Consider the following 22949-nt stretch of genomic DNA (forward strand, 5'->3'; position numbering starts at 1 on the left):
CCACTAGGCAAAATAAATACTGGGATAGACCATGACCGAACTAGCGATGCATGCCGCCGACCGCGATATCGCTGACACCCTTTGTGATCAGGTGCGCAGCGCATATGAGACACGCACTCCGCTACGCATTGTAGGCGGAAACACCCGCGACTTTTATGGCCGACCCGTGGATGGCCAAGCGCTTCAGATGGCCGAACATAGTGGTATTGTCAGCTACGATCCGGTCGAACTGGTGGTCACCGTGCGCGCAGGCACGCGGCTAAGTGCCCTTCAAGCAGCACTGGCAGAAAAACATCAAATGCTGGGATTTGAGCCGCCCATATTTGGCGAAGCCTCGACCATTGGTGGCGCGGTCGCGAGCGGCCTTTCCGGCCCACGCCGCCCCTGGGCAGGCGCAGCAAGGGATTTCGTGCTCGGCACGCGGATCATCACCCAAGAGGGCAAGCTGCTGCGTTTTGGTGGCGAAGTGATGAAGAATGTCGCCGGCTACGACCTCTCGCGATTGATGGCTGGCGCCCAGGGAACACTTGGCGTACTGACCGATATCTCGTTTAAAGTGCTGCCCATTCCCAACGCTACACACAGCTTACGCCTGCCCATTAATCTTGCCGACGCGCTTAAAAAGCTTGCCGAGCTGGGTCGCAAGCCGCTGCCGATCACGGCGGCAGCCTGGCATAACGGTGAACTTTTTCTGCGCTTAGAAGGGGGCAACAGCTCTGTCAGCGCGACGCAAACGCACCTAAACGGCGAGCCGCTCGATGCCAGCTTCTGGACCTCGCTACGCAACCATACCCACGATTTCTTCCAACTCAGCGACGGCCAAGCGCTGTGGCGGTTATCGCTGCCTCCGCATACGTCGCCACTGGCACTGGATATTCCCGAAGCGGATATCTTTTACGATTGGGCGGGCTGTCAGCGCTGGGTAAAAACATCGCTCGATGCCAGTACCCTGCGCGCCGCCTGCGCGGCAGCAGGTGGCCATGCTACCTGCTATACGCCGCACGCCCAGGGAGGCGCCGCCGAACCGTTCACACCGCTCAACAAGGTAGTGGAAAAATATCATCGTAATTTAAAGGCGGAGCTGGATGCCCATGGCATATTCAATCCCGGACGTCTTTATGCGGCGTTTTAATCAGGAGAGCTGACATGCAGACGCACTTTACCGATGCCGACCGTCAGAAGCCGCATATTCAGGAAGCAGAGCGCATATTGCGCACCTGCGTTCACTGCGGCTTCTGTAACGCGACCTGCCCGACTTACCAGCTATTAGGCGATGAGCGCGACGGCCCTCGCGGGCGTATCTATTTGATGAAGGAGCTGCTTGAGAGCCGCGACGATGACGACCAGGTCACCGATGAGACTCGCCTGCACCTCGATCGCTGCCTTACCTGTCTTAACTGTGAAACCACCTGCCCTTCCGGCGTGGAGTACCACAAGCTGCTCAACATTGGCCGTGCTGAAATTGAGCGCCGCGTCCCCCGCCCCGCAGCCGAGCGAGCCCAGCGCTATGCGCTGCGCAAGATGATGGTGGAACCTAAACGCTTTCAGGCACTGCTAAAGCTTGGGCAAACGTTTAAGCCGCTAGTGCCAGGCAAGCTGCGCAATAAAATGCCTGCGGCCCCGGTAGATGCAGGTACGCGTCCTGATGCCCACAAACATACCCGCCAGGTTTTAATACTGGAGGGCTGTGTACAGCCGGGGCTGTCACCCAATACCAATGCGGCCACCGCGCGGATTCTGGATAGGCTCGGCATTAGCGTCACGCCGGTCGCTGAAGCGGGGTGTTGTGGCGCGGTTGATTTCCACCTCAACGCCCAGGACGATGGCCGTGCACGCATGCGCGCCAACATAGATGCTTGGTGGCCACATATCGAGCAAGGCACTGAGGCTATTGTGCAAACTGCCAGCGGTTGCGGTGCGTTTGTGAAAGAGTATGGCTATATGCTCAAAGACGACCCCGATTATGCCGTTAAGGCGCAAAAGGTTAGTTCCCTGGCTAAAGATATCGTTGAAATTCTGCGTGATGAGCCCTTAGAAGCGCTGAACGTTAACGAATCAAAGCGTCTAGCGTTTCACTGCCCCTGTACGTTGCAACATGCCCAGAAGCTTAACGGCGCAGTAGAAGGTGTACTCACCAAGCTCGGCTTTGCGTTAACGCCGGTGCAGGATGCGCATCTCTGCTGTGGCTCGGCAGGCACCTACTCAATCACTCAGCCTGAACTTGCCACTCAGTTGCGCGACAATAAAATGGATGCGCTAGAAGCCGGTCAGCCAGATATGATTGTCACCGCCAATATCGGCTGCCAGACGCACCTGGCAGGCGCTAACCGCACCCCGGTGCGCCACTGGGTCGAAATCGTCGATGCCGCGCTCACTTAGCGCTTTAACTTTCATTGAAAATACGTAGTACTCCACCCTTTGCCGTGCTGCTTTTGATGGGCACGGCAACTTCACTCCCCAGCATTAATAGGATTTACACATGCAAACCAAAGCCATCCTCGCTCAAGCCGATGTCATCAATGTGCTGGATGCAGCGCAGAAGGAAGCTGACAGCAATCACTGGCCGGTCACGATCGCAGTAACCGACGATGGCGGCCACCTGCTGGGACTGCGCCGTTTAGATGGTGCTGCCCCCTTCAGTGCAGAAGTCGCTACGCAGAAAGCACGCAGCGCAGCGCTAGGCCGTAAAGAGACACAGGTATTCGAAGAGATGATCAACGGTGGTCGCACCGCGTTTATTTCGGCGCCGCTGCAAGGCCTTCTTTCCGGCGGTGTTCCGATTACGGTTGATGGCCATGTTGTCGGCGCTGTGGGCATTTCCGGCGTAAAACCTGATCAGGACGTTCAAGTCGCCAAAGCAGGCGTTAGCGCTATTAATGGCTAAAAGCTGAAAAAGTGCAGGCACACGAAAAAGCCCGGATCATTGATCCGGGCTTTTTTGGAATTCGTTCGGCTAATGCCGATATCTTGCCAACAACTTACATACTTAACTACACAAATGCTTAATGGCGGACCGGACGAGACTCGAACTCGCGACCTCCGGCGTGACAGGCCGGCATTCTAACCGACTGAACTACCGGTCCACGTTAAAGCACTTTTCAAACAACCATCAAAACTAACAGTTACAAGCGGTTCAGAGGCGCTTCTAAAAGGTAGAAGATGGTGGGTGGTACTGGGTTCGAACCAGTGACCCCCAGCTTGTAAGGCTGGTGCTCTCCCAACTGAGCTAACCACCCAATCTATTAGTAAGGACTTGCTGTGCTTACCAACTTTTGCTTACCAGCTTAGCTTAGCAGTTATCGTGGCGGACCGGACGAGACTCGAACTCGCGACCTCCGGCGTGACAGGCCGGCATTCTAACCGACTGAACTACCGGTCCGAATTGCGATAACACACTTTAAAGCTAATTACTTATCAAGCAGATAATGATTTGATGTTGGCGGACCGGACGAGACTCGAACTCGCGACCTCCGGCGTGACAGGCCGGCATTCTAACCGACTGAACTACCGGTCCGTTATGCACATCAAAACTTAATCGTACTTCTTACTTCACGTTTCCAAACCATTTTAGCCATTTCTAAATATGGTGGGTGGTACTGGGTTCGAACCAGTGACCCCCAGCTTGTAAGGCTGGTGCTCTCCCAACTGAGCTAACCACCCGCTGGTCACGTGGCGCTGCATTCTACCGAATACTTGAGGGAAGTCAACCTACTTGGTTTAAAAACCGTGTTTAAAATCTGCTAATAACATCAGCGATTAAAACAGCATGTTACTTAATCCAAGTGACGAAACACTTCACTCTACGTCTGGCGTTTGAGCGCGGACGAAGGATGCCGCAACCTGGGTGGCCTCGTCAATCAAAAACGTTTGCGTCAGGCCAGATGAACGACGCGGCTTAAAGTCGTGGTCGCCATCTTTTAGCCAGGCGAGCCGAGCATTAGCGGGCAACGGGTAGCTTGTGACCTCCTCCCGAGTACCGAAGGGATCTCGCTCGCCTTGTAAAATCAGCATCGGACAAACAGTGGCGGGCCAGTGATCCAAACGAAGCTTGTCAGGCGCTTTAGTAGGGTGAAACGGATAACCGGCCACCACGACACCTGGGCACGCTTGCTGACTGGCTAGCAGCGTCGCTACGCGGCCGCCCATCGATTTGCCTCCTACCCACAGCGGCCCGTCCAACAGAGAGTCCAGTAGCGCATACCACTCGCCAAACTGGGCCAAGGTCTGTGCGATAGGTGGCGGTGGACGTCGCTTGCCCGTTTCCAGAATCTGCTGCATGTAAGGGAAATCAATACACAGAACCTGAATTCCGTGCTTAGCCAAAGAGGTGACAAATTGACGCATGAAGACTGCCTGTTGACCCGCGCCTGCGCCATGGGCAAACAGCAAGCGGCCAATTCTAGCGTCACCATGGAGTGCCAACGGCCCCATCCCCTGCACCATAAAACAGCCATTCGGCTGTTGGGTCAGTGCCTCTTTTAACCCTTCACGAGGCACGCAAATATAGTCAGACAAAGCCGAATGTGACACGCACCACTCCTAATAATTCAGTAATTAGCCTATTGGCATGTTCAGCTTAAGCCTCGGCTGCGCTAGAATCCTGGTCGGATCTTGACCTGCATCATCAAGCGGGTGGCCGCACCCGTGCAAAATGCAACGGGTTACCCCCTAACCGCGTTCGATGGGAACATGACATGAGCACAGCATTGGAACACCCGACCTACAATTACAAGGTGGTTCGGCAGTTCGCGATTATGACCGTTGTGTGGGGCATCGTGGGGATGACCGTTGGTGTCATCCTCGCCTCGCAGCTTGTTTGGCCGCAACTGAACCTTGGCATACCTTGGACTAGCTTCGGGCGTCTGCGTCCGTTACACACAAACCTCGTTATCTTCGCCTTTGGCGGTTCGGCGCTGTTTGCCACGTCGTACTACGTTGTTCAGCGGACCTGTCAGACGCGGCTGTTTTCTGACAAGTTAGCGTCCTTTACGTTCTGGGGCTGGCAAGCCGTTATTCTCTCAGCGATCGTGTCGCTTCCCATGGGCTACACCTCGACCAAGGAGTACGCTGAGCTGGAGTGGCCAATCGATATTTTGCTCGCGATCGTTTGGATTAGTTATGCCGCCGTATTCTTAATGACGATTAAAAAACGCACTACGTCGCATATTTATGTGGCGAACTGGTTCTTTGCTGCGTTTATTTTGACCGTTGCTGTGCTGCATATTGTTAATAATGCGGCTATTCCTGTCTCGCCGATGTACGCCACCTCGATATACGCCGGTGCGGTGGATGCCATGGTGCAGTGGTGGTACGGTCATAACGCGGTAGGCTTCTTCCTGACTGCTGGCTTCCTGGGCATGATGTATTACTTCGTCCCCAAGCAGGCGGAACGCCCCATCTACTCCTATCGTCTTTCCATCGTCCACTTCTGGGCGCTGATCATGATCTACATGTGGGCTGGCCCACACCACCTGCACTATACCGCGCTACCCAACTGGGCTCAGTCGCTGGGCATGGTGATGTCGATCATTCTTCTGGCTCCCTCCTGGGGTGGCATGATCAATGGCATGATGACCCTGTCAGGTGCCTGGCATAAGCTGCGCACGGATCCCACGCTGCGCTTCTTGGTGGTTGCCCTCTCGTTCTATGGCATGTCCACCTTTGAAGGCCCGATGATGGCCATTAAAACGGTCAACGCGCTGTCGCACTACACTGACTGGACCATTGGTCACGTTCACTCCGGCGCACTCGGCTGGGTAGCGATGATCACCATCGGCTCGATGTACCACCTGATTCCTCGCGTCTTTGGTCGCACTGAAATGTACTCAATCAACCTGATTGCCGTGCACTTCTGGCTGGCCACGATCGGTACCGTGCTATACATCGCCTCCATGTGGGTTAATGGCATTCTGCAAGGCCTGATGTGGCGTGCGATCAACCCTGACGGCACCTTGATGTACACCTTCGTTGAAGCCGTTGAAGCCAGCGCACCGGGCTACTTTGTACGCTTAATCGGCGGCCTTTTCTGGGTCACCGGCATGCTGATCATGGCGTTCAACGTATACATGACCGTTAAGCGTCGTGAGGCCATCAGCCATTCAGCGCCACAAGCTGCCTAAACCAGGGAAGTTGAGACCAATGAAACACGAGATTGTCGAAAAGAACGTTGGCCTGCTTGCCGTATTGATCCTTGTCGTGATCAGTTTTGCTGGCTTGGCTGAGGTCGTTCCGCTGTTTTTCCAGAAGCAGACCACCGAGCCGGTTGAAGGCCTGGAGCCGCTCTCCGCACTGGAGCTAGAAGGCCGTGGCATCTACCGCCGTGAAGGTTGTGTGGGCTGTCACTCACAAATGGTGCGCCCGTTCCGCGCTGAAACGGAGCGCTATGGCCACTACAACGTGGCTGGCGAGCAGGTTTATGAGCACAACTTCCTGTGGGGCTCCAAGCGTACCGGGCCAGACCTGGCGCGCGTAGGCGGCCGCTATAGCGACGACTGGCACCGTGCTCACCTCTACAATCCCCGGGATGTAGTACCCGAGTCGATCATGCCGGCTTATCCTTGGCTGTTTGAGAATACCCTCGATGGCGAAGGCACACCGAACAAGATGCGCACGCTGCGTCAGTTAGGTGTGCCATATACCGACGAAGATATCGCCAATGCGACAGAAGACGTTCGCGGGACTCAGGAGATCACCGCGCTGGTCGCCTACCTGCAGCAGCTCGGAACCGTGCTTGAGGGTACTCGTTAAGCTATGGATACGGGAACTTTTCGCGGACTCATGACGCTGATCTTGATTTTCGCTTTTATCGGTATCGCCCTTTGGGCGTACTCCAAGCGACGCAAGCCAGATTTCGACGAAGCGGCTAATTTGCCCTTTGCCGACGACGATGAGCTACCGACCAGTGACAAGCACGCTGCGCATGAACGCGACAGTGAAGCGCATTCCCGTGACGACAGGGGAGATAAAAATATATGAATAATTTATGGGGTGACTCCCTATCCGGCTTCTGGAGCGCCTGGATCATTATCATTACGCTCGGCACGATTGCGCTAAGCGTATGGATCCTGCTGGCCAATCGCCGCACCGATAAAATACCTGATGCTGAAGGTAACGTAGAAACTACCGGCCACGCCGCCGATGGCATTGAAGAGTATGACAATCCGTTGCCTAAATGGTGGTTCCAGCTATTTGTCCTGACGGTGGTTTTCGCGCTTGGTTATTTGGTGCTCTATCCCGGCCTTGGTAACTACGCAGGCGTGTTGGGTTGGTCGCAAGAGGGCCAATGGGAAGAGGAAGTAGCTCAGGCTGAAGAACGCTTCACGCCGATTTTTGCTCAGTATCAGGAAGTCCCTATCCCCGAACTAGCCGAAGACCCTGAAGCGATGCAGGTCGCTGAACGTGTTTTTCAGAATAACTGCGCGGTGTGTCACGGTTCTAACGCCCAAGGGGGCTATGGTTTCCCCAACTTGACCGATGACGACTGGTTATACGGCGGCGAGCCGGACAACATCGTCCAGACGCTAACCAATGGCCGAAATGGCAATATGCCTTCCTGGCAACAGCTGGGACAGAACAATATTGAGAATTTGACGCAATATGTGCTGTCGTTATCTGACGAGGAACACGATGCTGAGCGCGCAGCGAGCGGTGAAAGCACCTTCATGGCGGTTTGTGCTGCCTGCCACGGCCCAAGCGGCACTGGCAATCAGGCCCTAGGCGCCCCCAACCTAACTGACAATACCTGGCTCTACTTGGCGCCCGGTCAGGAGGTGGGCGATTCTGTTCGTCAAACGTTACGCAATGGTCGTAACGGCCATATGCCTGCGCAAGCAGCGTATATTGGCGAAGAGCGCGTTCACCTGGTGGCTGCCTACGTGTATAGCCTGCGCTTAGCAGACTGATCGTCGGTCAGCAACGCTAACCAAGCAAGGGTGCGGCCCCAAACCGCACCCTTTCTTTATTCACAACCCGATACAATATTAATCAGGCATCATATCTGAATAAGCGCCCAATTTGTCTGAGCAGCGACTGAGCAATGGGTGCAGCCTCTCCTGCCTTCTGAGCCGGGAATACCGCCATGGAAAAGATACCGAGCCAAGACGTCACGCCGAATCCCGTGGGGCATCACACTCCTCCAAAAGAAACGGTTACTCAGGCAATGTACGCTAAGCGGCGTCACATTTATGTACGTGAAATTAAAGGCATTTTCCAGAAACTTCGGCGAAGCACCAACTGGGCGCTAATGCTGGCATTTTTCCTATTGCCCTGGATTAACGTCGGTAACCGACCGTTAATTCTGTTTGACTTGCCTAATCGTGAATTCCATATTTTTACCGCCACGTTTTATCCGCAGGAGTTTATCCTGCTGTCGTGGCTGTTGATCATCTGCGCCTTCGGGCTGTTTTTTATTACCGTTTTCGCTGGTCGGGTGTGGTGCGGCTACACCTGCCCACAAAGTGTTTGGACCTTTCTGTTTATTTGGTTTGAACACCGTATCGAAGGTTCACGCAATCGGCGTATTAAGCTCGACGACCAGCCGATGACCCTCGACAAATTCTGGCGTAAAGGCGCAAAGCATACTGCTTGGCTATTGATTGCCCTCGCCACCGGCATCACTTTTGTGGGTTATTTCACCCCAGTTCGTGAATTAGTGGCAGAACTCCCTACCTTTGAAGCCCACGGCTGGTCCTACTTCTGGGTCGGTTTTTTCCTGGTATTTACTTATCTCAACGCTGGCTGGCTGCGCGAACAGGTGTGCATTTATATGTGCCCCTATGCACGTTTTCAATCGGTTATGTTTGACCGGGATACGCTGATCGTCTCTTACGATGAATCCCGCGGTGAACCCCGTGCCCATCGCCCCAAGAATCTGAGCCATCAAGAGGCCCGGGAAGCAGGTTACGGCGACTGTATCAATTGCGATCTTTGCGTGCAGGTGTGCCCTACCGGTATCGACATCCGCGACGGACTGCAGTACGAGTGCATTACCTGCGCCGCCTGTATTGACGCCTGCGATAGCGTGATGGACAAAATGGGCTATCCGCGGGGATTGGTGCGCTACACCACCGAAAACGCACTTGAAGGAAAAAAGAGCCATATCATGCGCCCTCGCCTGCTAGGCTATTTTGCCGCACTGGTGCTGATGATTGGCACTTTTGCCTGGGCAATAAACGATCGTATGCCGCTCAATTTCGATGCCGAGCGAGAACGCACCCAGCTCTACCAAACGACCCGCGATGGGCTGATTAGTAATGTGTTTACCCTGACCATTCGTAATCTTGATGATCAGGACCACACCTACCAACTAAGCGCGTCTGGATTACCCAGCTTGGCACTGGATAACACCTTGATTACCGTGCCTGCTGGTGAGTCACGCCTGGAAGTCGTCACGGCAACCGTTAACCCTGATGATTTGCAGCAACCCAGTCACGATATCGTATTCACACTGCAGGCTCAGCAAGACGACGGTATTCGCCTTGAGCGGGAAGCACGCTTCCTGGGCGATATTAGGAGATAAACAGCTATGTCATCCCTACCCACTGGTGAGAAGGTAACACCTTGGTATAAGCAGTTTTGGCCGTGGTTTTTAATCGGCATACTGCTCTCGTCCATCGTGTTCAGCATTACCTTTGCCATCATGTCAGTGAAGAGTTTCGACGGTATGGTTGTTCAGGAAGATTATTACGAACACGGCAAAGCCATTAATATGGTGCTTGCCAAGCAAGACCGTGCTCGAGAGTTAAACCTGAGTGCAGATTTACGCCTTGATCCGCTGACCAGTGATATCGTGATTGATTTGAGCGGCGATGCGCGCCCCGACAAGCTCTATCTAGACCTCATCTTTCCCACCGAGGATGACCGTGACCAATCGTTCATACTGGAACATGTGCGTGACGGCCGCTATATCACCCAAGGCCCTGATAATCTGCGCTACCGTTGGTACCTACAGATTCAGCCTGCGTTAGAAAACGCCGACTGGCGTCTTACCGGAGAGGCGACCTTCCCCAGTGACAACAGCGTCACGCTTCAGCCGGGAGGGCGTACAGAAAGCGAATGAGCGATGTGACGACTGCCGCTCCCTGCTACCACTGCGGTAACCCAGTGCCCGCTGCGGCACCCTGGACCATTACCCTGGATGATCATACCCACCCGCTTTGCTGCCCAGGCTGTGAAGCGGTGGCTCATGCCATTGTCGACGGCGGTTTAGAGAGCTACTACCGCTACCGGACCGAGCTCCCCGAACGGCCGGATGAACGCCAGGCCGCCAAAGCGGACACTTGGTCGGTATTTGACGACCCCGGCCTGCAGGCGCAGTTTGTTCACCCCGACGGCGATAACGGCAACGTAAAAGCGACCCTCGCTATCGAAGGTATTACCTGTGCCGCCTGTGCATGGCTGATCGAGCACCGCTTGAATGCTCTGCCCGGGATTGCCTCCAGCGCGGTAAACTTAACCCACCACCGCCTGCGCGTGAGTTGGAACCCACAGCAGTTAAAGCTCTCTCAACTGATGGCCGAACTGTCGGCAATTGGCTACGATGCCCAGCCCTACGAACCAGATCAGGCTCAAGCCCGCATGCAGCATGAGGAGCGCATGAACGTTCGCCGGCTGATCATTGCCGCCGTCGGGATGATGCAGGTGATGATGTTCTCGATCCCGATCTACGTCTCCGGCCCCGGTGAAATCAGCGACGATTTCTATGCCCTGTTCCACTGGCTCTCCTTTGCGCTGGCAACGCCGGTGGTATTTTTTTCGGCCCAGCCATTTTTCCGCAACGCCCTGCGCGACCTGCGCACCGGAGTATTGGGCATGGATGTACCGGTCTCGTTAGCGATTGGCGGCGCTTACCTGGCCAGCAGCTATGCGGTGCTGTTTGACGTGGGCGAGGTCTATTTTGACTCGGTTGCCATGTTCACCTTCTTCTTGCTGTTTGGTCGCTATGTAGAAGGCCGCGCCAGGCGCCGCAGCGGGCATAGCGGCAATGCGCTAAGCGGCGTGCTGCCGATATCGGCCACGCGGCTGGAAAGCGACGGCAGCGAACGCATTCTGCCCGCCAGCGAACTCACGCCCGGTGATCGCGTATTGATCAAGCCCGGACACGGCGTGCCTGCCGACGGAGTGATTGAAGAGGGCGAATCGAGTCTGGATGAGTCGATGCTGACCGGCGAATATCTCCCGGTCACCCGCCGGGTGGGAGACCTGATTACCGGCGGCAGCCAAAACATGGAAAACCCGCTGGTGATCAGGGTCACCCACGCAGGGCGCGATGCTCGCGTAGCGGGCATTGTCGATCTCACCGACCGCGCCTTTGCCAGCCGCCCGCGGTTGGCTCAGATGGCGGCGCGTATGGCCCACCTGTTTGTTCTGCGCCTGCTGCTGGTAACGGTTGGCGTCACTATCGTCTGGTGGTTTATCGACCCCTCGCGGATGCTCTGGGTACTGCTTTCAGTACTGGTAGTGACCTGCCCTTGTGCGCTGGCGCTGGCCACCCCCGCGGCCTTGACCGCAGGCCATGGACAACTGCGCAAGCGCGGCGTTTTGATCACCCGCGCAGATGCCATGGAAACCCTCTCCAACGTTACCCGGGTGATTTTTGACAAAACCGGCACGCTCACCCGCGGCGAGATGCACCTCACCCAGACCAAACCGTTTGGAGAATTAACCGCCGAGCGTGCCCAGGCGATTGCCGCGGCGCTCGAAGCCCACTCAGAGCACCCTATCGCCCGTGCCTTTCGTCCGTTTCGGGATGCAACGCTTCAGGCAAAAGATATTCATAGCCATACCGGTCAAGGGCTAGAGGGCACGCTAAATGGCGCGCGCTGGAAGTTGGGCAAACCAGAATTTGCCGCTGGAGAAGCCATTTCGGCGCCTGCCAGAGGCCAGTGGTTGCTGCTTAGCGAAAACGGCGAACCCAGTGCCTGGTTTGGTCTGCATGACGGCGTCCGCGATGATGCCGCCGCCACGATCAATGCCCTCCAGGCCCTCGGGCTAAACGTGGAGCTGCTCTCCGGCGATACTGAGGATGCCGTGGAAAGCCTGGCCAACCAGCTCAACATTACTACCTGGCACGCAGGCATCAGCCCAGAGGGTAAGCTGGCCCGAATGAAAGAGCTTCAAGCCGCCGGCGAAACCGTGGTGATGATTGGTGACGGCATCAATGACGTGCCGGTGTTAGCCGGTGCCGATGTGGCGATTGCCATGAATGGCGCGACGGATCTGGCCCGCACCCGCGCCGACGCAGTGCTGCTCAGCCCACGTCTTATGCGGATTTTCGAGGCCATTGAGATTTCCCGCGCCACCCGGCGTATCATGCGCCAGAACATGATCTGGTCAGTATGCTACAACTTTTCGGCGCTGCCGCTGGCGGCAATGGGGCTGGTGCCTCCCTGGCTTGCAGCCATTGGCATGTCGCTCAGCTCACTGGTGGTGGTCGGTAATGCCCTGCGGCTTTCACGCTGGCGTGCCAAGCCTGCCGCCGCACTTAGCGCTTCAACACCGGTAACCGCATGACGATTCTGTATCTGCTTATTCCGCTTTCACTGATTCTGCTCGGCCTCGCCGTCTGGGCATTCTTCTGGGCGGTCAAAAACGATCAGTTCGACGACCTGGAAGGCCCGGCGCACCGCATTTTGTTCGATGAGGACGAGAACGACCTCACCCCAGAACAGCGTCGCCAACGACAGCAAGCCAAGCAAAAACCCGCCGCTTCGGCAGATAAAAACGCACCCGACGACCAAGAGCCGCGACCATGAATCCAACCGGCCTCGACCTGCCACCGCTACTGGCGGCGTTCGTGTTTGGCCTGATGGGGGGCGCCCACTGTATTGGCATGTGTGGCGGCATCATGAGTGCACTCACCTTTGCCGTCCCGCCCAGCATGCGCCACCCGGCGCGTATGAGCGGCCTACTGCTCAGCTATAACGCAGGCCGTATCACTAGCTATATGAGCGCAGGCGCGCTGGTGGCCCTGCTGGGCACGCTGTTTTCACTCTCTGCCACGGCACGAATGCTGCTGCAGGTATTTGCGGCGCTGATGCTGATACTGATGGCGCTGTATATCGCCAACTGGTGGAAGGGGCTGCTCAAGGTTGAAGCCGTCGGACGCCGTCTCTGGCGGTTTATTGAGCCGGTGGGACGGCGTTTAATGCCGGTCGTTCATTTACCCCAGGCCTTCGCGCTGGGGTCAATATGGGGCTGGCTCCCCTGCGGGCTGGTCTATTCCATGTTGGCCTGGAGTCTGGCGATTGCCGACCCGCTGCAGGGGGCACTGCTGATGGGGGCGTTTGGACTTGGCACGCTGCCCGCGCTATTGGCCACTGGGCTTGCGGCGCGCCAATTGAGCCACCTGATTCGTCATCCGGCGACACGCAGCGTGGCCGCGCTGTCCATTATTGCCTTTGCCCTGTGGCAGCTTTGGTCACTCACGGCACATAACCTTCACTAACATGACATGGCTCAACGTTTATTGCGTCTCTGCGCGTTAGGCTGGTGCTGATCTTCTTTGCTACACAGCCCTTTACGCCGGAGCCTCTCTTCATGCCCGTTCATGCCCTTGCGGCTTCTTCTACGAAGACTTCCACCATGACCAGGCCAGCCAACGATCAGGCAGTGTGGGATAAAACTTTACTGCGCCGCTATGACACCAGCGGCCCACGCTATACTTCCTACCCCACGGCGCTGTCGTTTGATGACCGATTTACCCCCGGAGATCTGACTCAGGCGCTTGAGCAAAGTAATGCTGGCAAACGCCCGCTATCGCTCTATGTGCATATTCCCTTCTGCCGTAAAATTTGCTTTTACTGCGCGTGTAATAAAATCGCCACCAAAAACACCGCTCTGGCTGAGCCTTACTTATCCCGGCTCGACCGTGAGATGGTGCTGATTGCACGGCATCTGGATACTTCACGTCCGGTGGAGCAATTGCACTGGGGCGGCGGCACACCAACCTTTCTGAGTTTGAATCAGATGGGCGACCTGATTGATCGACTGGATGCGCGCTTTGGTCTTTCATCGTCTTCTCAGCGCGATTACGCGATTGAAATAGACCCTCGCGAAGCGGATGTGTTTACCCTGCGACACCTGCAGTCGCTTGGCTTCAACCGCATCAGTTTAGGGGTGCAGGACTTGGCCCCACTGGTGCAGAAAGCCATTAACCGCATTCAGCCGCGAGTCCTCACCGAAACATTGATGGATGAAGCCCATCGGCTGGGGTTTCGCTCTCTCAATCTCGATTTAATCTACGGCCTGCCGTTTCAAACCGAAAAGAGCTTTGCGAATACCCTTCGTCAGGTCATTGAGATGAACCCCGCACGGCTTTCGGTCTTCAACTATGCCCATATGCCTGAGCGCTTTACCCCCCAGCGACGTATTAACGTCGATGACTTGCCGGGCAGCGACGAGAAACTGGCGATTCTGCACACCACGATTGAGATGCTTACGGCGGCAGGTTACGTGCATATCGGGATGGATCACTTTGCTCGTCCCAATGACAGCTTAGCCATTGCTCAGCGCGAAGGCTCGCTGCAGCGCAACTTTCAAGGCTATTCCAGCCATGCCCAGTGTGATCTGGTAGGGCTGGGCGTTTCCGCCATTTCACGGGTAGGCAGTGTCTATGCGCAGAATCCTGGTGACCTGGCCCGTTATGAAGCGGCACTGGACCAAGGCCAACTGGCGACGGTGCGCGGGCTGCGCCTGAGTGATGATGACCTGATCCGCCGAGACGTGATTGAACGACTGATGTGCGATATGCACATCGACCTGTCCGCCGTTGGTCAGCGCTGGAACATCGATGCTCCCCGCTACTTTGCACCGGCGCTGGAGAGCTTACAAAGCGCCGAGCGCGACGGTCTGCTGACCCGGAGCGGCGATCAGCTTAGCGTAACCCCTATGGGTCGCTTGCTGATTCGCCATTTAGCCATGGCGTTTGATGCCCATTTTGCTGGGCAAACGGGGCAGCACTACTCAAAGATTGTGTAATCGGGCTGTCGCTAACCACATGAAGCTTCCATAATAATGGATGCAGCTGTTAGTACGGCACGGATAACGTAAAATTTCTCTTGAACGCTACTCAAGGAGCTATGCATGTTGGATCCCATGAACCGACGACGCTCGCTACTCCATGAAGCTCGTTGCCAGACCTGCAGCCTGAGCTCGCTGTGCCTGCCGCTTGCCCTTGAGCTAGATGATATCGGGCAGTTCGATGCCATTATTCGCCGCCGGGCACCGCTGAAAAAGGGCGAGCCACTGTTTCGCCAGGGCGACGCCTTCACCAGCGTGTATGCGGTTCGCTCAGGCAGCTTGAAGCAGGTGACGGCGGAGGGGAATGGCAGCGAGCAACTGACCAACTTCTACCTGCCCAGTGAGCTGGTGGGGCTGGACGGAATTGATGAAGAGCACTACCCCGGCAGCGTTATCGCCCTGGAAACGACCACTATCTGTGAGATTCCTTTTGACCGCCTGGATTTACTCTCCGAGGAGCTGCCCGAACTGCGCGGCCAGCTGTATCGCAGCATGAGCAAGGAGCTACGCGATGACCGCCGCATGATGCGTCTGCTGTCACGTAAAACCGCTGATCAGCGGCTAGCGAGCTTCTTGATCACCCTCTCGGATCGTTTTCGTCGCCGGGGCTACTCGCCTTACAGCTTTCGCCTATCAATGCCCAGAGCCGATATCGGCAACTACCTGGGCTTAGCGGTGGAAACCGTCAGCCGTATTTTAAGCCGCTTTCAACAGCAGAGCGTGGTGGCGGTTTCTGGGCGAGAGGTCAATATTCTCGATATGCAGCGCTTGATTACTCTCGCCGAGGAGGAAGAACAAACGGTTAGCTGAATTAGCTAACGTTAAATGCCTGGATACGCCCGGCCAGCAGCTCCGCCTGTTTGGCCTCTAAGCCTTCAAAATCGAATAGGCTGCGGTCTGCCAACTGGGAAGGCGCAATATTAGTCACCGCTTTAAACATGCTTTCTAGACGGCCGGGGAATTTCTTATCCCATTCGGCGAGCATCTCTTTGACCACTTGGCGCTGCATATTGGGCTGGGAGCCGCAGAGATTGCAGGGAATAATCGGAAACTCCATTAACCGAGAAAATTCAGCAATATCCGCTTCTTTGCAGTAAGCCAACGGTCGAATAACAATATTTTTGCCATCATTGGAGAGCAGTTTGGGCGGCATCGCTTTCAAGTTGCCCCCAAAGAACATGTTGAGAAACAGGGTTTCAAGGATATCTTCGCGGTGGTGGCCCAATGCAATTTTGTTGGCACCGATCTCTTCGGCAAAACCATACAGCGAACCGCGGCGCAGGCGTGAACAGAGTGCGCAAGTCGTTTTGCCTTCTGGCGTTTTTTCCTTCACCACCGAATAGGTATCACGCTCGACGATGTGATACTCCACGCCCTGTTTATCCAAATAAGCTGGCAGCACGTGTTCAGGAAAACCGGGCTGCTTTTGATCTAGATTGACCGCCACTATCGAAAAATTAACCGGTGCGTTGCGCTGTAAATTGCGCAAAATCTCCAGCATCGTGTAGCTGTCTTTGCCGCCGGAGAGGCACACCATCACACGGTCGCCTTCATTGATCATTTGGTAATCAATAATGGCATTGCCCACATCTCGGCGCAGGCGCTTTTGCAGTTTGTTAAATTCACGCTTCTGCTTAACATCAGCCAGCTCAGGCTGGTCGCGCTCAACGTCAGCTTGGGAGGCTCCAAGGTGAGCAGGGTCAAAATGATCAAGAGATTGCATGGTATAAGCACTGCCGAGGGTGGAAGGCATTCAAGAAAAAAGTGGCTGCTATTCTAACAACACTCATCGCCCAGACCCAACTACTCAGAGAGAACCACCCAAGATATCGCAATGTAAAATGACTGCCCTGACGATTAAACCGTACTCGGTGAGAGGGTAGGTTGAAGCGAGGGTCTTTTTCCAGGGATGGAAAAAGTAGCGCCCAGGGATGGGGTCACAGTGCCCTCGCGGAAACCTTCCCTCTGCACCACGATAGCTGCCACTAAGCTGCCTCTGCCATCACCCGCTGCAGACGCATATACAGCAGCGCGCTTGCCGTCGCTTCGCCTAACATACTTTGCATGCCCATCGAGGGCACCTGCCAGCACGCCAGCGCCTGGGTAAAGCTACTGGGTGCATCGACCTCAGGGTGCAAACGCCGCAGCTGGCGCTGGTGCAGCTTTGCCAAATCGACCTGGGCATTGGGCAGCGCGAAATCCAGCCGCTCGCTCAGCAATGTATTTAACGCCCCAATCCGCTTGTCCAACTGCCAGCCGACAATGGGGCGATTGCCGATAAACTCTACCAACGCATTTAAATTGTCGCTGCTCGGGCAAGAGACCTCCCCCGCCTGACATAGCAAGTGATGGCGACGCAGCGACGCATTCTCAGCCTGCCCCGGTATGCCAAGCGTCAGCACAAAGGCGCGACTGGTGCGCACCTGCTGCTGGCTGAGCACCACCGCTGCCAGACTGATCACCGGGGAAGATGCCGTGGGCGTTGCCGTGCAAGCAAGCGCGACTAGTTCATCGCCCATATAGGGGTTAAATAGCCAGGCATAGTGAGAGTCAGCACAGCGACGCCGGTCGCTTTCGCGTCTCAGCAAAGTACGCAAGGAACCGCTAAAGAGAGCCACGTGTCGATCTAATAGCCGCATTCCTGTCACGAATACTCCAAATGATATCGATGGAAAAGCCGCTGCTTGAAGTCTTTCACAATGTGCAGCGCTTCACGCAATAGGTCACGTTCGAGAGAAGAGAGGTTTTGCACCACCACGCGATTGGCACGGTTCGCCTCTGGCGACGTGCTGGTTGCTTCCAGTGCATTGAGCTGCTGCCTGAGACGCAGCTCGGAAAATAGCGCCAGCGCTTCGCCCAGGTCATCGGCAAAACGACGGTCCAGTCGGCCATCGGCAGCCAGTGCGTCTAAACGATCCAGGGTCGAGGTGGCTTTGATCCGCCGCTCAAGAGCCATGGTGCGCACGCCGTGAACAATGGGGAAGATGCCCCCTTTCTTAATATCGATACCGTGCTGGGGCTTTTTCAACGTACCAAACAGGGTCAGCGGCGTGGAAAAACGCAGCGCCGTGCGGGCAAAATAGGAGAGCAGAAGTTCATCACCTGAGCAGCGTTCAAATAGCTCTTCTCGTACGCTCTCAAGCAGGCTGGAGTTACCGGTCACGGCATGGGCATCAAGCATAATCGCCAGTTTCATCAGGCTATCGCCATCCCGCTCGCTGGCCCATTTAGCAATATTGCTCTTCCACTGCGACACCGTGGCCACCCATTCAGGGTTCGACACCATAATATTGCCGGGGCACGGCGGGTAACCGAGCTGTATGAGGGTGTCAGTGAGCGTTTGCATGTGACTCGTAAGATCAGGCCACTGCGCGTCATCGGCTAAAATCAAGCCATTATCCTGGTCTGTTTTTAGGATTTGCTCACCACGCCCTTCGCTGCCCATCACCATCATGCAACTCTGTTCGTGGTACTTCTCATCGACAGTGAACTCCCAGGCTTTGCTCATAATACGACCGTTCAGCGCAGCGAGCAGATCCATCGCAAAGCGCAGCTTTACACCCTGAGCCATCAGCGCTTTGACCAGCTCCGGCGTACGCTGGCTGGCTGCCGACAGCGCCTCTAAACTGCTCGCCTGTTCGACCTGTAAACTCACCACGTAGCTGCGGCTTGAGAAATAGCTAAGCACGTCGGTGAGTTCGACAACGCCTTTTAAGGCGTTTTGCTCGAGCACCACTACCCGTGTCACTTTATGGCGTGTCATCAAGACCAATACTTCAAACAAGTACTGATCCGGTGCGACGGTCACCAGATTAAAATGGGCGATTTCATCGACGGGTGATGACACCGGGTGACCGCCTAACACCAACCCATTGAGCAGGTCGGTTTTGGTCACCATGCCCAATTTGCCCTGAGTCTCTACCAACAGGCTGTCGGCATGACTTTCATTAAGCTGTTTCACCGCGCTAGCGATATCAGTAGACGCTGCCATCAGCAGCGGCTCACGCATACACTCGCTGACCTTAGCCAGCATAAAGCCCGCCATAGTGACACCACCTTCAGCGCGCTTTTCAGTCAGTAACCGCGCCTTGTGAGCCAATGACTGACGAAAGAAGTTACTAAAGTCAGGATAATGACGGCATAGCTGCTGAAACAGCGCCTTAGGCAGCAGGTAACAAAGGCACTCCTGCTCAGCCTTAAAGCGATAGCGGCTTTTACCATTAAGAATGCTGATCGCGCCAAATAGGTCCCCGGCAGTGTAGTGACCAATACGTGCGGTAGACGAGGGGAGCGTAGGGTCGATTTCCGCCACCTCACCTCTGTGTATCAGAAACACAAACTCGCCGACTTGACCGGTCTCTAGAATAATTTCGTCACGATCATAGTAAGCAAGGTCCATACCACGGCGAATGTGGTCGCGCCCTTCATCGTCAAGAAGCGTGAACGGTAGTTGGGATAGATCCACATCAACCATTTTGCATGACCTCACTCAACTAAAGGCGAACTAGAAAGAAACAAGTAGACTTAATCATGTACTCCGGACGATATTGATTCACATCACAGGAGTCATTCCCACGCTTCAAAAACTGTTATCGGTTATTATGTGAAGGTGGCTCTACGGGTATAAAGGATTCACTTCCCAAGTAGCAAGTATAACGTTGTTATACCTTTAGCTATCACGCTAAGGTCGAAGCGACTTTTGATACGCGACCAAAGTATTAATACTTACTAACTGTGTTTAACATCAAAACGTAACCCATGCATTTAAAGTAGCCAATAACCACATTCATTTGCTCACTAGACTATCGTCCTATAGCTCTGCAAACGCCTACAAACTTCGCTTAAACAGTAGTCAAAAACTCGCATTTTCAACTACATGCAAAATATAAAAGTATTTAAATTGCTTATTGATACCAAAGTCTGGGATTTATTTTTTGGCGTTTATTGTCCAGTATTAACAGTGAGTCATGCAGGGTAATCGCACGTCACTAACTAACTCGAAATTCTATATCGAACAATAAGGTGACGTGCTGATAAAAGCTGGCTCACCACTCTTTACAACTGGGTGGCTTTCGACGTGCGATTGCCCTGATGGATCACACGCTATTCCTCGTGAACTTTCCCAACCTTAAAAATCACAAGTGGAGAGCAACACAATGGCAGACGACAAAACCAATGCTGCTGAATACTGGAAAGCTAACGTTCGCTTAATTTTCGGATGCCTGGCTGTTTGGGCATTTGTTTCTTACGGATGCGCTATCCTCTTTCGCCCACTGCTCGCCGGTATTCCGGTTGGCGGCACCGATCTTGGCTTCTGGTTTGCACAACAGGGCTCCATTTTAACGTTTATCGTGCTGATCTTCTTCTATTCCTGGAAGATGAATAAGCTCGATCAAAAATTTGGACTTGGGGAGTAAGCCGGTATGAGCCAGTTTGCAATCAACCTACTGTTCGTAGGCTCCTCCTTTGCCCTATATATCGGCATTGCGATTTGGGCCCGAGCAGGCTCGACGAAAGACTTCTATGTAGCGGGCGGCGGCGTTCACCCCATCGTTAACGGCATGGCGACCGCGGCGGACTGGATGTCAGCAGCGTCGTTTATTTCCATGGCAGGTCTACTGGCCTCGGGTGGCTACGCTAACTCCACTTTCCTGATGGGCTGGACCGGTGGCTACGTTATCCTTGCGATGCTATTAGCCCCTTACCTGCGTAAGTTTGGTAAGTTCACCGTGCCCGACTTCATTGGTGACCGCTTCTACAGCAACACCGCTCGCCTGGTGGCGATTGTGTGTTTGATTGTGGCGTCAGTCACCTATGTAATCGGTCAGATGACCGGTGCGGGCGTGGCATTCTCACGCTTCCTCGAAGTCAGCAACACTTGGGGTATCTGGTTAGCCGCGCTGATCGTATTCCTCTACGCAGTATTTGGCGGCATGAAGGGCATTACCTACACCCAGGTAGCTCAGTACATCGTTCTGATCATTGCTTATACCATTCCTGCGGTGTTTATTGCTTTCCAACTGACCGGCAACCCAATTCCAATGTTCGGTATGTTTAGTACGCATACCGAATCAGGCATACCGCTGCTGGCTAAATTAGATGACGTAGTGAGCGCGCTTGGCTTCCGCGACTACACAGCCGATGTGGACAACAAACTCAACATGGTGCTGTTCACACTGTCCCTGATGGTCGGTACTGCCGGTCTACCGCACGTCATCATTCGCTTCTTCACTGTGCCGAAAGTCGCCGATGCACGTTGGTCTGCCGGTTGGGCACTGGTGTTCATCGCCTTGCTTTATCTGACCGCACCCGCCGTTGGCTCGATGGCTCGTCTTAATCTGGCGACCACCGTGTACCCAGAGATGGCTGGGCAAGTTGAGAACTACGAAGAGGCTGCACGAAACCCGATTCTTTATGAAGAGCGTCCAGATTGGGTTCGCACTTGGGAAGAAACAGGTCTTATCGCTTTCAATGACCGCAACAATGATGGCCGCATCCAGATGTATAATGATGCTACCGACTACTCTGATCGTGGCTGGGAAGGCAATGAGCTAACGGTTAATAACGACATCCTAGTACTGGCTAACCCTGAAATTGCCAACTTGCCTGGCTGGGTCATCGGTTTGATTGCAGCAGGCGGTATCGCCGCAGCACTCTCGACAGCGGCAGGCTTGCTGCTAGCGATCTCTTCAGCCATTAGTCACGATTTGATCAAGACCATGATCAATCCGAAAATCACCGAAAAAGGCGAAATGCTCGCAGCACGAATCTCCATGGGCGGCGCCATACTTCTGGCTACTTATTTGGGCCTTAACCCACCAGGGTTTGCAGCACAGACGGTGGCACTCGCCTTTGGTATCGCTGGTGCGTCGCTCTTCCCCGCACTGATGATGGGCATCTTCTCTAAGCGGATGAATAATTCAGGGGCGATTGCGGGCATGCTGTCGGGCTTAATCTGCACCCTGCTCTACATCTTCACCTACTTGGGCTGGTTCTTTATTCCCGACACCAACACCCTGGCCAACACACCGGATAACTGGATCTTAGGTATTTCACCGCTATCCTTCGGTGCCGTAGGCGCGATGATCAACTTCGCCGTTGCCTTCGCGGTATCCAGAGTGACGGCTGCACCGCCGCAGGAAATTCAGGACCTGGTGGAAAGCGTTCGCTATCCCAAAGGTGCTGGTATGGCCATTGATCACTAAGTCATAATCCCTCCTAACGTATTATCGCTATTATGTGATTGCGTTTTGGAAACGACCTTACCATCGGGCTTCCTTACGGAGGCCCGATGGCTTTTATAGATAGCCGTTAAAGATGGCTTTTAGAAAGGATATTTTATGATATGGCATTTGATCGCCGCTGTTTTTGCTGGCCTTGCGGCAGCAGGGATTGGCCTGACACTGCGCAAGCTGAGCGGCAAACGTCTACCCAAGTGGATCGTTCCGGTCTGCGGCGGGCTGGGCATGTTAGGCTATCAAATACAGGTAGAGTACAGCTGGTTTGAACACAAGCAGGCGCAGCTTCCCGAGACTGCCACGGTGATTTCAGCCGATACCAGTACGGCTATCTGGCGCCCATGGACCTTTGCCATTCCCATGACCACCAAATTTAGCGTAGTGGACAGTGAGAACATTCGTATCACCGATCAGGGCGACGCCCGCTTGGCAGAATTTATTCTTTATCAGTTTGAACGCCATCACACCGATATTTTGATCACCCAGCCTTACATACTCAACTGTGCGAATCGGGAATTGGTACCACTGGATGAAGAGTCTCGCGAGCCTATTCTCGAAGAAATACGGACGCTGCGTGAAACCTCGCCACTGCTCAGCAATGTGTGCACATAGGCAAATAAAAAGCCCGTGATACAAACGGTCGTACACGGCCCACTGTTTCGCCTAGAATGAACCCTTTTGATTAGCGCACGT

At 54.7% G+C, this 22949-nt stretch carries 21 protein-coding genes and 5 tRNA genes; 17 read left to right on the top strand and 9 right to left on the bottom strand.

Annotated features, from left to right (window positions below):
• Window positions 1–31: 31 nt before the first annotated feature.
• The 3 genes from glcE (at window position 32) to AC5TBW_RS14825 (ending at window position 2884) form a co-directional block, all read left to right on the top strand.
• A complete protein-coding gene (gene glcE, locus AC5TBW_RS14815; RefSeq protein WP_495509304.1) occupies window positions 32–1132 on the top strand; it encodes a glycolate oxidase subunit GlcE in 1101 nt (366 codons plus the stop codon).
• 14 nt (window positions 1133–1146) lie between these two features.
• Complete coding sequence (gene glcF, locus AC5TBW_RS14820; protein ID WP_495509305.1) at window positions 1147–2379, top strand: glycolate oxidase subunit GlcF; 1233 nt, start codon at window positions 1147–1149, stop codon at window positions 2377–2379.
• 100 nt (window positions 2380–2479) lie between these two features.
• Complete coding sequence (locus AC5TBW_RS14825; protein ID WP_495509306.1) at window positions 2480–2884, top strand: heme-binding protein; 405 nt, start codon at window positions 2480–2482, stop codon at window positions 2882–2884.
• 122 nt (window positions 2885–3006) lie between these two features.
• On the opposite strand, the gene AC5TBW_RS14830 is transcribed toward AC5TBW_RS14825, so the two are convergent.
• From AC5TBW_RS14830 to AC5TBW_RS14855, 6 genes are all read right to left on the bottom strand, one after another.
• A tRNA-Asp gene (locus AC5TBW_RS14830) sits at window positions 3007–3083 on the bottom strand.
• 77 nt (window positions 3084–3160) lie between these two features.
• A tRNA-Val gene (locus tag AC5TBW_RS14835) sits at window positions 3161–3236 on the bottom strand.
• Between the two features lie 66 nt (window positions 3237–3302).
• Window positions 3303–3379, bottom strand: a tRNA-Asp gene (locus tag AC5TBW_RS14840).
• A 58-nt stretch (window positions 3380–3437) separates the two neighbouring features.
• Window positions 3438–3514 (bottom strand) — tRNA-Asp (locus tag AC5TBW_RS14845).
• Window positions 3515–3584: 70 nt separating this feature from the next.
• A tRNA-Val gene (locus AC5TBW_RS14850) sits at window positions 3585–3660 on the bottom strand.
• Window positions 3661–3795: 135 nt separating this feature from the next.
• On the bottom strand, window positions 3796–4530 hold the full coding sequence (locus AC5TBW_RS14855) for an alpha/beta fold hydrolase (protein ID WP_495509307.1): 735 nt from the start codon (window positions 4528–4530) through the stop codon (window positions 3796–3798).
• Window positions 4531–4694: 164 nt separating this feature from the next.
• Between AC5TBW_RS14855 and ccoN the strand changes: the two genes are divergently transcribed.
• From ccoN to fnr, 11 genes are all read left to right on the top strand, one after another.
• Complete coding sequence (gene ccoN / locus AC5TBW_RS14860) at window positions 4695–6119, top strand: cytochrome-c oxidase, cbb3-type subunit I (RefSeq protein WP_495509308.1); 1425 nt, start codon at window positions 4695–4697, stop codon at window positions 6117–6119.
• A gap of 19 nt (window positions 6120–6138) precedes the next feature.
• Complete coding sequence (gene ccoO / locus AC5TBW_RS14865; protein ID WP_495509309.1) at window positions 6139–6747, top strand: cytochrome-c oxidase, cbb3-type subunit II; 609 nt, start codon at window positions 6139–6141, stop codon at window positions 6745–6747.
• 3 nt (window positions 6748–6750) lie between these two features.
• Window positions 6751–6975 carry a cbb3-type cytochrome oxidase subunit 3 gene (locus AC5TBW_RS14870; RefSeq protein ID WP_495509310.1) on the top strand — a complete coding sequence of 75 codons (225 nt, stop codon included), beginning with the start codon at window positions 6751–6753 and terminating at the stop codon, window positions 6973–6975.
• On the top strand, window positions 6972–7901 hold the full coding sequence (ccoP, locus tag AC5TBW_RS14875) for a cytochrome-c oxidase, cbb3-type subunit III (protein WP_495509311.1): 930 nt from the start codon (window positions 6972–6974) through the stop codon (window positions 7899–7901). Before AC5TBW_RS14870 ends, ccoP begins: the two co-directional genes overlap by 4 nt.
• 176 nt (window positions 7902–8077) lie before the next feature.
• A complete protein-coding gene (gene ccoG, locus AC5TBW_RS14880; RefSeq protein WP_495509312.1) occupies window positions 8078–9517 on the top strand; it encodes a cytochrome c oxidase accessory protein CcoG in 1440 nt (479 codons plus the stop codon).
• A gap of 6 nt (window positions 9518–9523) precedes the next feature.
• Entirely contained in the window at window positions 9524–10057 is a 534-nt protein-coding gene (locus AC5TBW_RS14885) for a FixH family protein (RefSeq protein ID WP_495509313.1), read from the top strand.
• Window positions 10054–12510 (top strand): heavy metal translocating P-type ATPase, encoded by a 2457-nt coding sequence (locus AC5TBW_RS14890; protein WP_495509314.1) that lies wholly within the window; start codon window positions 10054–10056, stop codon window positions 12508–12510. Before AC5TBW_RS14885 ends, AC5TBW_RS14890 begins: the two co-directional genes overlap by 4 nt.
• Window positions 12507–12752 (top strand): cbb3-type cytochrome oxidase assembly protein CcoS, encoded by a 246-nt coding sequence (gene ccoS, locus AC5TBW_RS14895; protein WP_495509315.1) that lies wholly within the window; start codon window positions 12507–12509, stop codon window positions 12750–12752. Before AC5TBW_RS14890 ends, ccoS begins: the two co-directional genes overlap by 4 nt.
• Window positions 12749–13444 carry a sulfite exporter TauE/SafE family protein gene (locus tag AC5TBW_RS14900; protein ID WP_495509316.1) on the top strand — a complete coding sequence of 232 codons (696 nt, stop codon included), beginning with the start codon at window positions 12749–12751 and terminating at the stop codon, window positions 13442–13444. The genes ccoS and AC5TBW_RS14900 overlap by 4 nt, the downstream gene beginning before the upstream one ends.
• Window positions 13445–13536: 92 nt before the next feature.
• Window positions 13537–14976 carry an oxygen-independent coproporphyrinogen III oxidase gene (hemN, locus tag AC5TBW_RS14905; protein WP_495509317.1) on the top strand — a complete coding sequence of 480 codons (1440 nt, stop codon included), beginning with the start codon at window positions 13537–13539 and terminating at the stop codon, window positions 14974–14976.
• Between the two features lie 105 nt (window positions 14977–15081).
• Entirely contained in the window at window positions 15082–15828 is a 747-nt protein-coding gene (gene fnr, locus AC5TBW_RS14910; RefSeq protein WP_495509318.1) for a fumarate/nitrate reduction transcriptional regulator Fnr, read from the top strand.
• Window position 15829: 1 nt separating this feature from the next.
• Here fnr and ttcA read toward each other — a convergent pair whose 3' ends face one another.
• From ttcA to AC5TBW_RS14925, 3 genes are all read right to left on the bottom strand, one after another.
• Window positions 15830–16741 (bottom strand): tRNA 2-thiocytidine(32) synthetase TtcA, encoded by a 912-nt coding sequence (gene ttcA / locus AC5TBW_RS14915; RefSeq protein ID WP_495509319.1) that lies wholly within the window; start codon window positions 16739–16741, stop codon window positions 15830–15832.
• Between the two features lie 262 nt (window positions 16742–17003).
• Window positions 17004–17657 carry a 3'-5' exonuclease family protein gene (locus AC5TBW_RS14920; RefSeq protein ID WP_495511974.1) on the bottom strand — a complete coding sequence of 218 codons (654 nt, stop codon included), beginning with the start codon at window positions 17655–17657 and terminating at the stop codon, window positions 17004–17006.
• A gap of 5 nt (window positions 17658–17662) precedes the next feature.
• Window positions 17663–19492 carry a DUF294 nucleotidyltransferase-like domain-containing protein gene (locus AC5TBW_RS14925; RefSeq protein ID WP_495509320.1) on the bottom strand — a complete coding sequence of 610 codons (1830 nt, stop codon included), beginning with the start codon at window positions 19490–19492 and terminating at the stop codon, window positions 17663–17665.
• Window positions 19493–20174: 682 nt separating this feature from the next.
• Between AC5TBW_RS14925 and AC5TBW_RS14930 the strand changes: the two genes are divergently transcribed.
• From AC5TBW_RS14930 to AC5TBW_RS14940, 3 genes are all read left to right on the top strand, one after another.
• Complete coding sequence (locus AC5TBW_RS14930; RefSeq protein WP_280104471.1) at window positions 20175–20435, top strand: DUF4212 domain-containing protein; 261 nt, start codon at window positions 20175–20177, stop codon at window positions 20433–20435.
• Between the two features lie 6 nt (window positions 20436–20441).
• Window positions 20442–22223 carry a sodium:solute symporter family protein gene (locus AC5TBW_RS14935; RefSeq protein ID WP_495509321.1) on the top strand — a complete coding sequence of 594 codons (1782 nt, stop codon included), beginning with the start codon at window positions 20442–20444 and terminating at the stop codon, window positions 22221–22223.
• Window positions 22224–22358: 135 nt separating this feature from the next.
• Window positions 22359–22868 carry a hypothetical protein gene (locus AC5TBW_RS14940; protein ID WP_495509322.1) on the top strand — a complete coding sequence of 170 codons (510 nt, stop codon included), beginning with the start codon at window positions 22359–22361 and terminating at the stop codon, window positions 22866–22868.
• Window positions 22869–22949 lie beyond the last annotated feature (81 nt).

It is taken from the genome of Vreelandella sp. ssv (assembly GCF_059448525.1).

Coding starts and splice junctions, on each gene's coding strand:
- ccoO (WP_495509309.1), top strand. CDS start 6,139: ATGAAACACGAGATTGTCGAAAAGAACGTTGGCCTGCTTGCCGTATTG.
- ccoG (WP_495509312.1), top strand. CDS start 8,078: ATGGAAAAGATACCGAGCCAAGACGTCACGCCGAATCCCGTGGGGCAT.
- AC5TBW_RS14885 (WP_495509313.1), top strand. CDS start 9,524: ATGTCATCCCTACCCACTGGTGAGAAGGTAACACCTTGGTATAAGCAG.
- AC5TBW_RS14920 (WP_495511974.1), bottom strand. CDS start 17,657: ATGCGGCTATTAGATCGACACGTGGCTCTCTTTAGCGGTTCCTTGCGT.
- ccoP (WP_495509311.1), top strand. CDS start 6,972: ATGAATAATTTATGGGGTGACTCCCTATCCGGCTTCTGGAGCGCCTGG.
- ccoS (WP_495509315.1), top strand. CDS start 12,507: ATGACGATTCTGTATCTGCTTATTCCGCTTTCACTGATTCTGCTCGGC.
- AC5TBW_RS14930 (WP_280104471.1), top strand. CDS start 20,175: ATGGCAGACGACAAAACCAATGCTGCTGAATACTGGAAAGCTAACGTT.
- AC5TBW_RS14935 (WP_495509321.1), top strand. CDS start 20,442: ATGAGCCAGTTTGCAATCAACCTACTGTTCGTAGGCTCCTCCTTTGCC.
- AC5TBW_RS14825 (WP_495509306.1), top strand. CDS start 2,480: ATGCAAACCAAAGCCATCCTCGCTCAAGCCGATGTCATCAATGTGCTG.
- ttcA (WP_495509319.1), bottom strand. CDS start 16,741: ATGCAATCTCTTGATCATTTTGACCCTGCTCACCTTGGAGCCTCCCAA.
- ccoN (WP_495509308.1), top strand. CDS start 4,695: ATGAGCACAGCATTGGAACACCCGACCTACAATTACAAGGTGGTTCGG.
- glcE (WP_495509304.1), top strand. CDS start 32: ATGACCGAACTAGCGATGCATGCCGCCGACCGCGATATCGCTGACACC.
- AC5TBW_RS14940 (WP_495509322.1), top strand. CDS start 22,359: ATGATATGGCATTTGATCGCCGCTGTTTTTGCTGGCCTTGCGGCAGCA.
- hemN (WP_495509317.1), top strand. CDS start 13,537: ATGCCCGTTCATGCCCTTGCGGCTTCTTCTACGAAGACTTCCACCATG.
- fnr (WP_495509318.1), top strand. CDS start 15,082: ATGTTGGATCCCATGAACCGACGACGCTCGCTACTCCATGAAGCTCGT.
- AC5TBW_RS14925 (WP_495509320.1), bottom strand. CDS start 19,492: ATGGTTGATGTGGATCTATCCCAACTACCGTTCACGCTTCTTGACGAT.
- AC5TBW_RS14900 (WP_495509316.1), top strand. CDS start 12,749: ATGAATCCAACCGGCCTCGACCTGCCACCGCTACTGGCGGCGTTCGTG.
- AC5TBW_RS14870 (WP_495509310.1), top strand. CDS start 6,751: ATGGATACGGGAACTTTTCGCGGACTCATGACGCTGATCTTGATTTTC.
- glcF (WP_495509305.1), top strand. CDS start 1,147: ATGCAGACGCACTTTACCGATGCCGACCGTCAGAAGCCGCATATTCAG.
- AC5TBW_RS14890 (WP_495509314.1), top strand. CDS start 10,054: ATGAGCGATGTGACGACTGCCGCTCCCTGCTACCACTGCGGTAACCCA.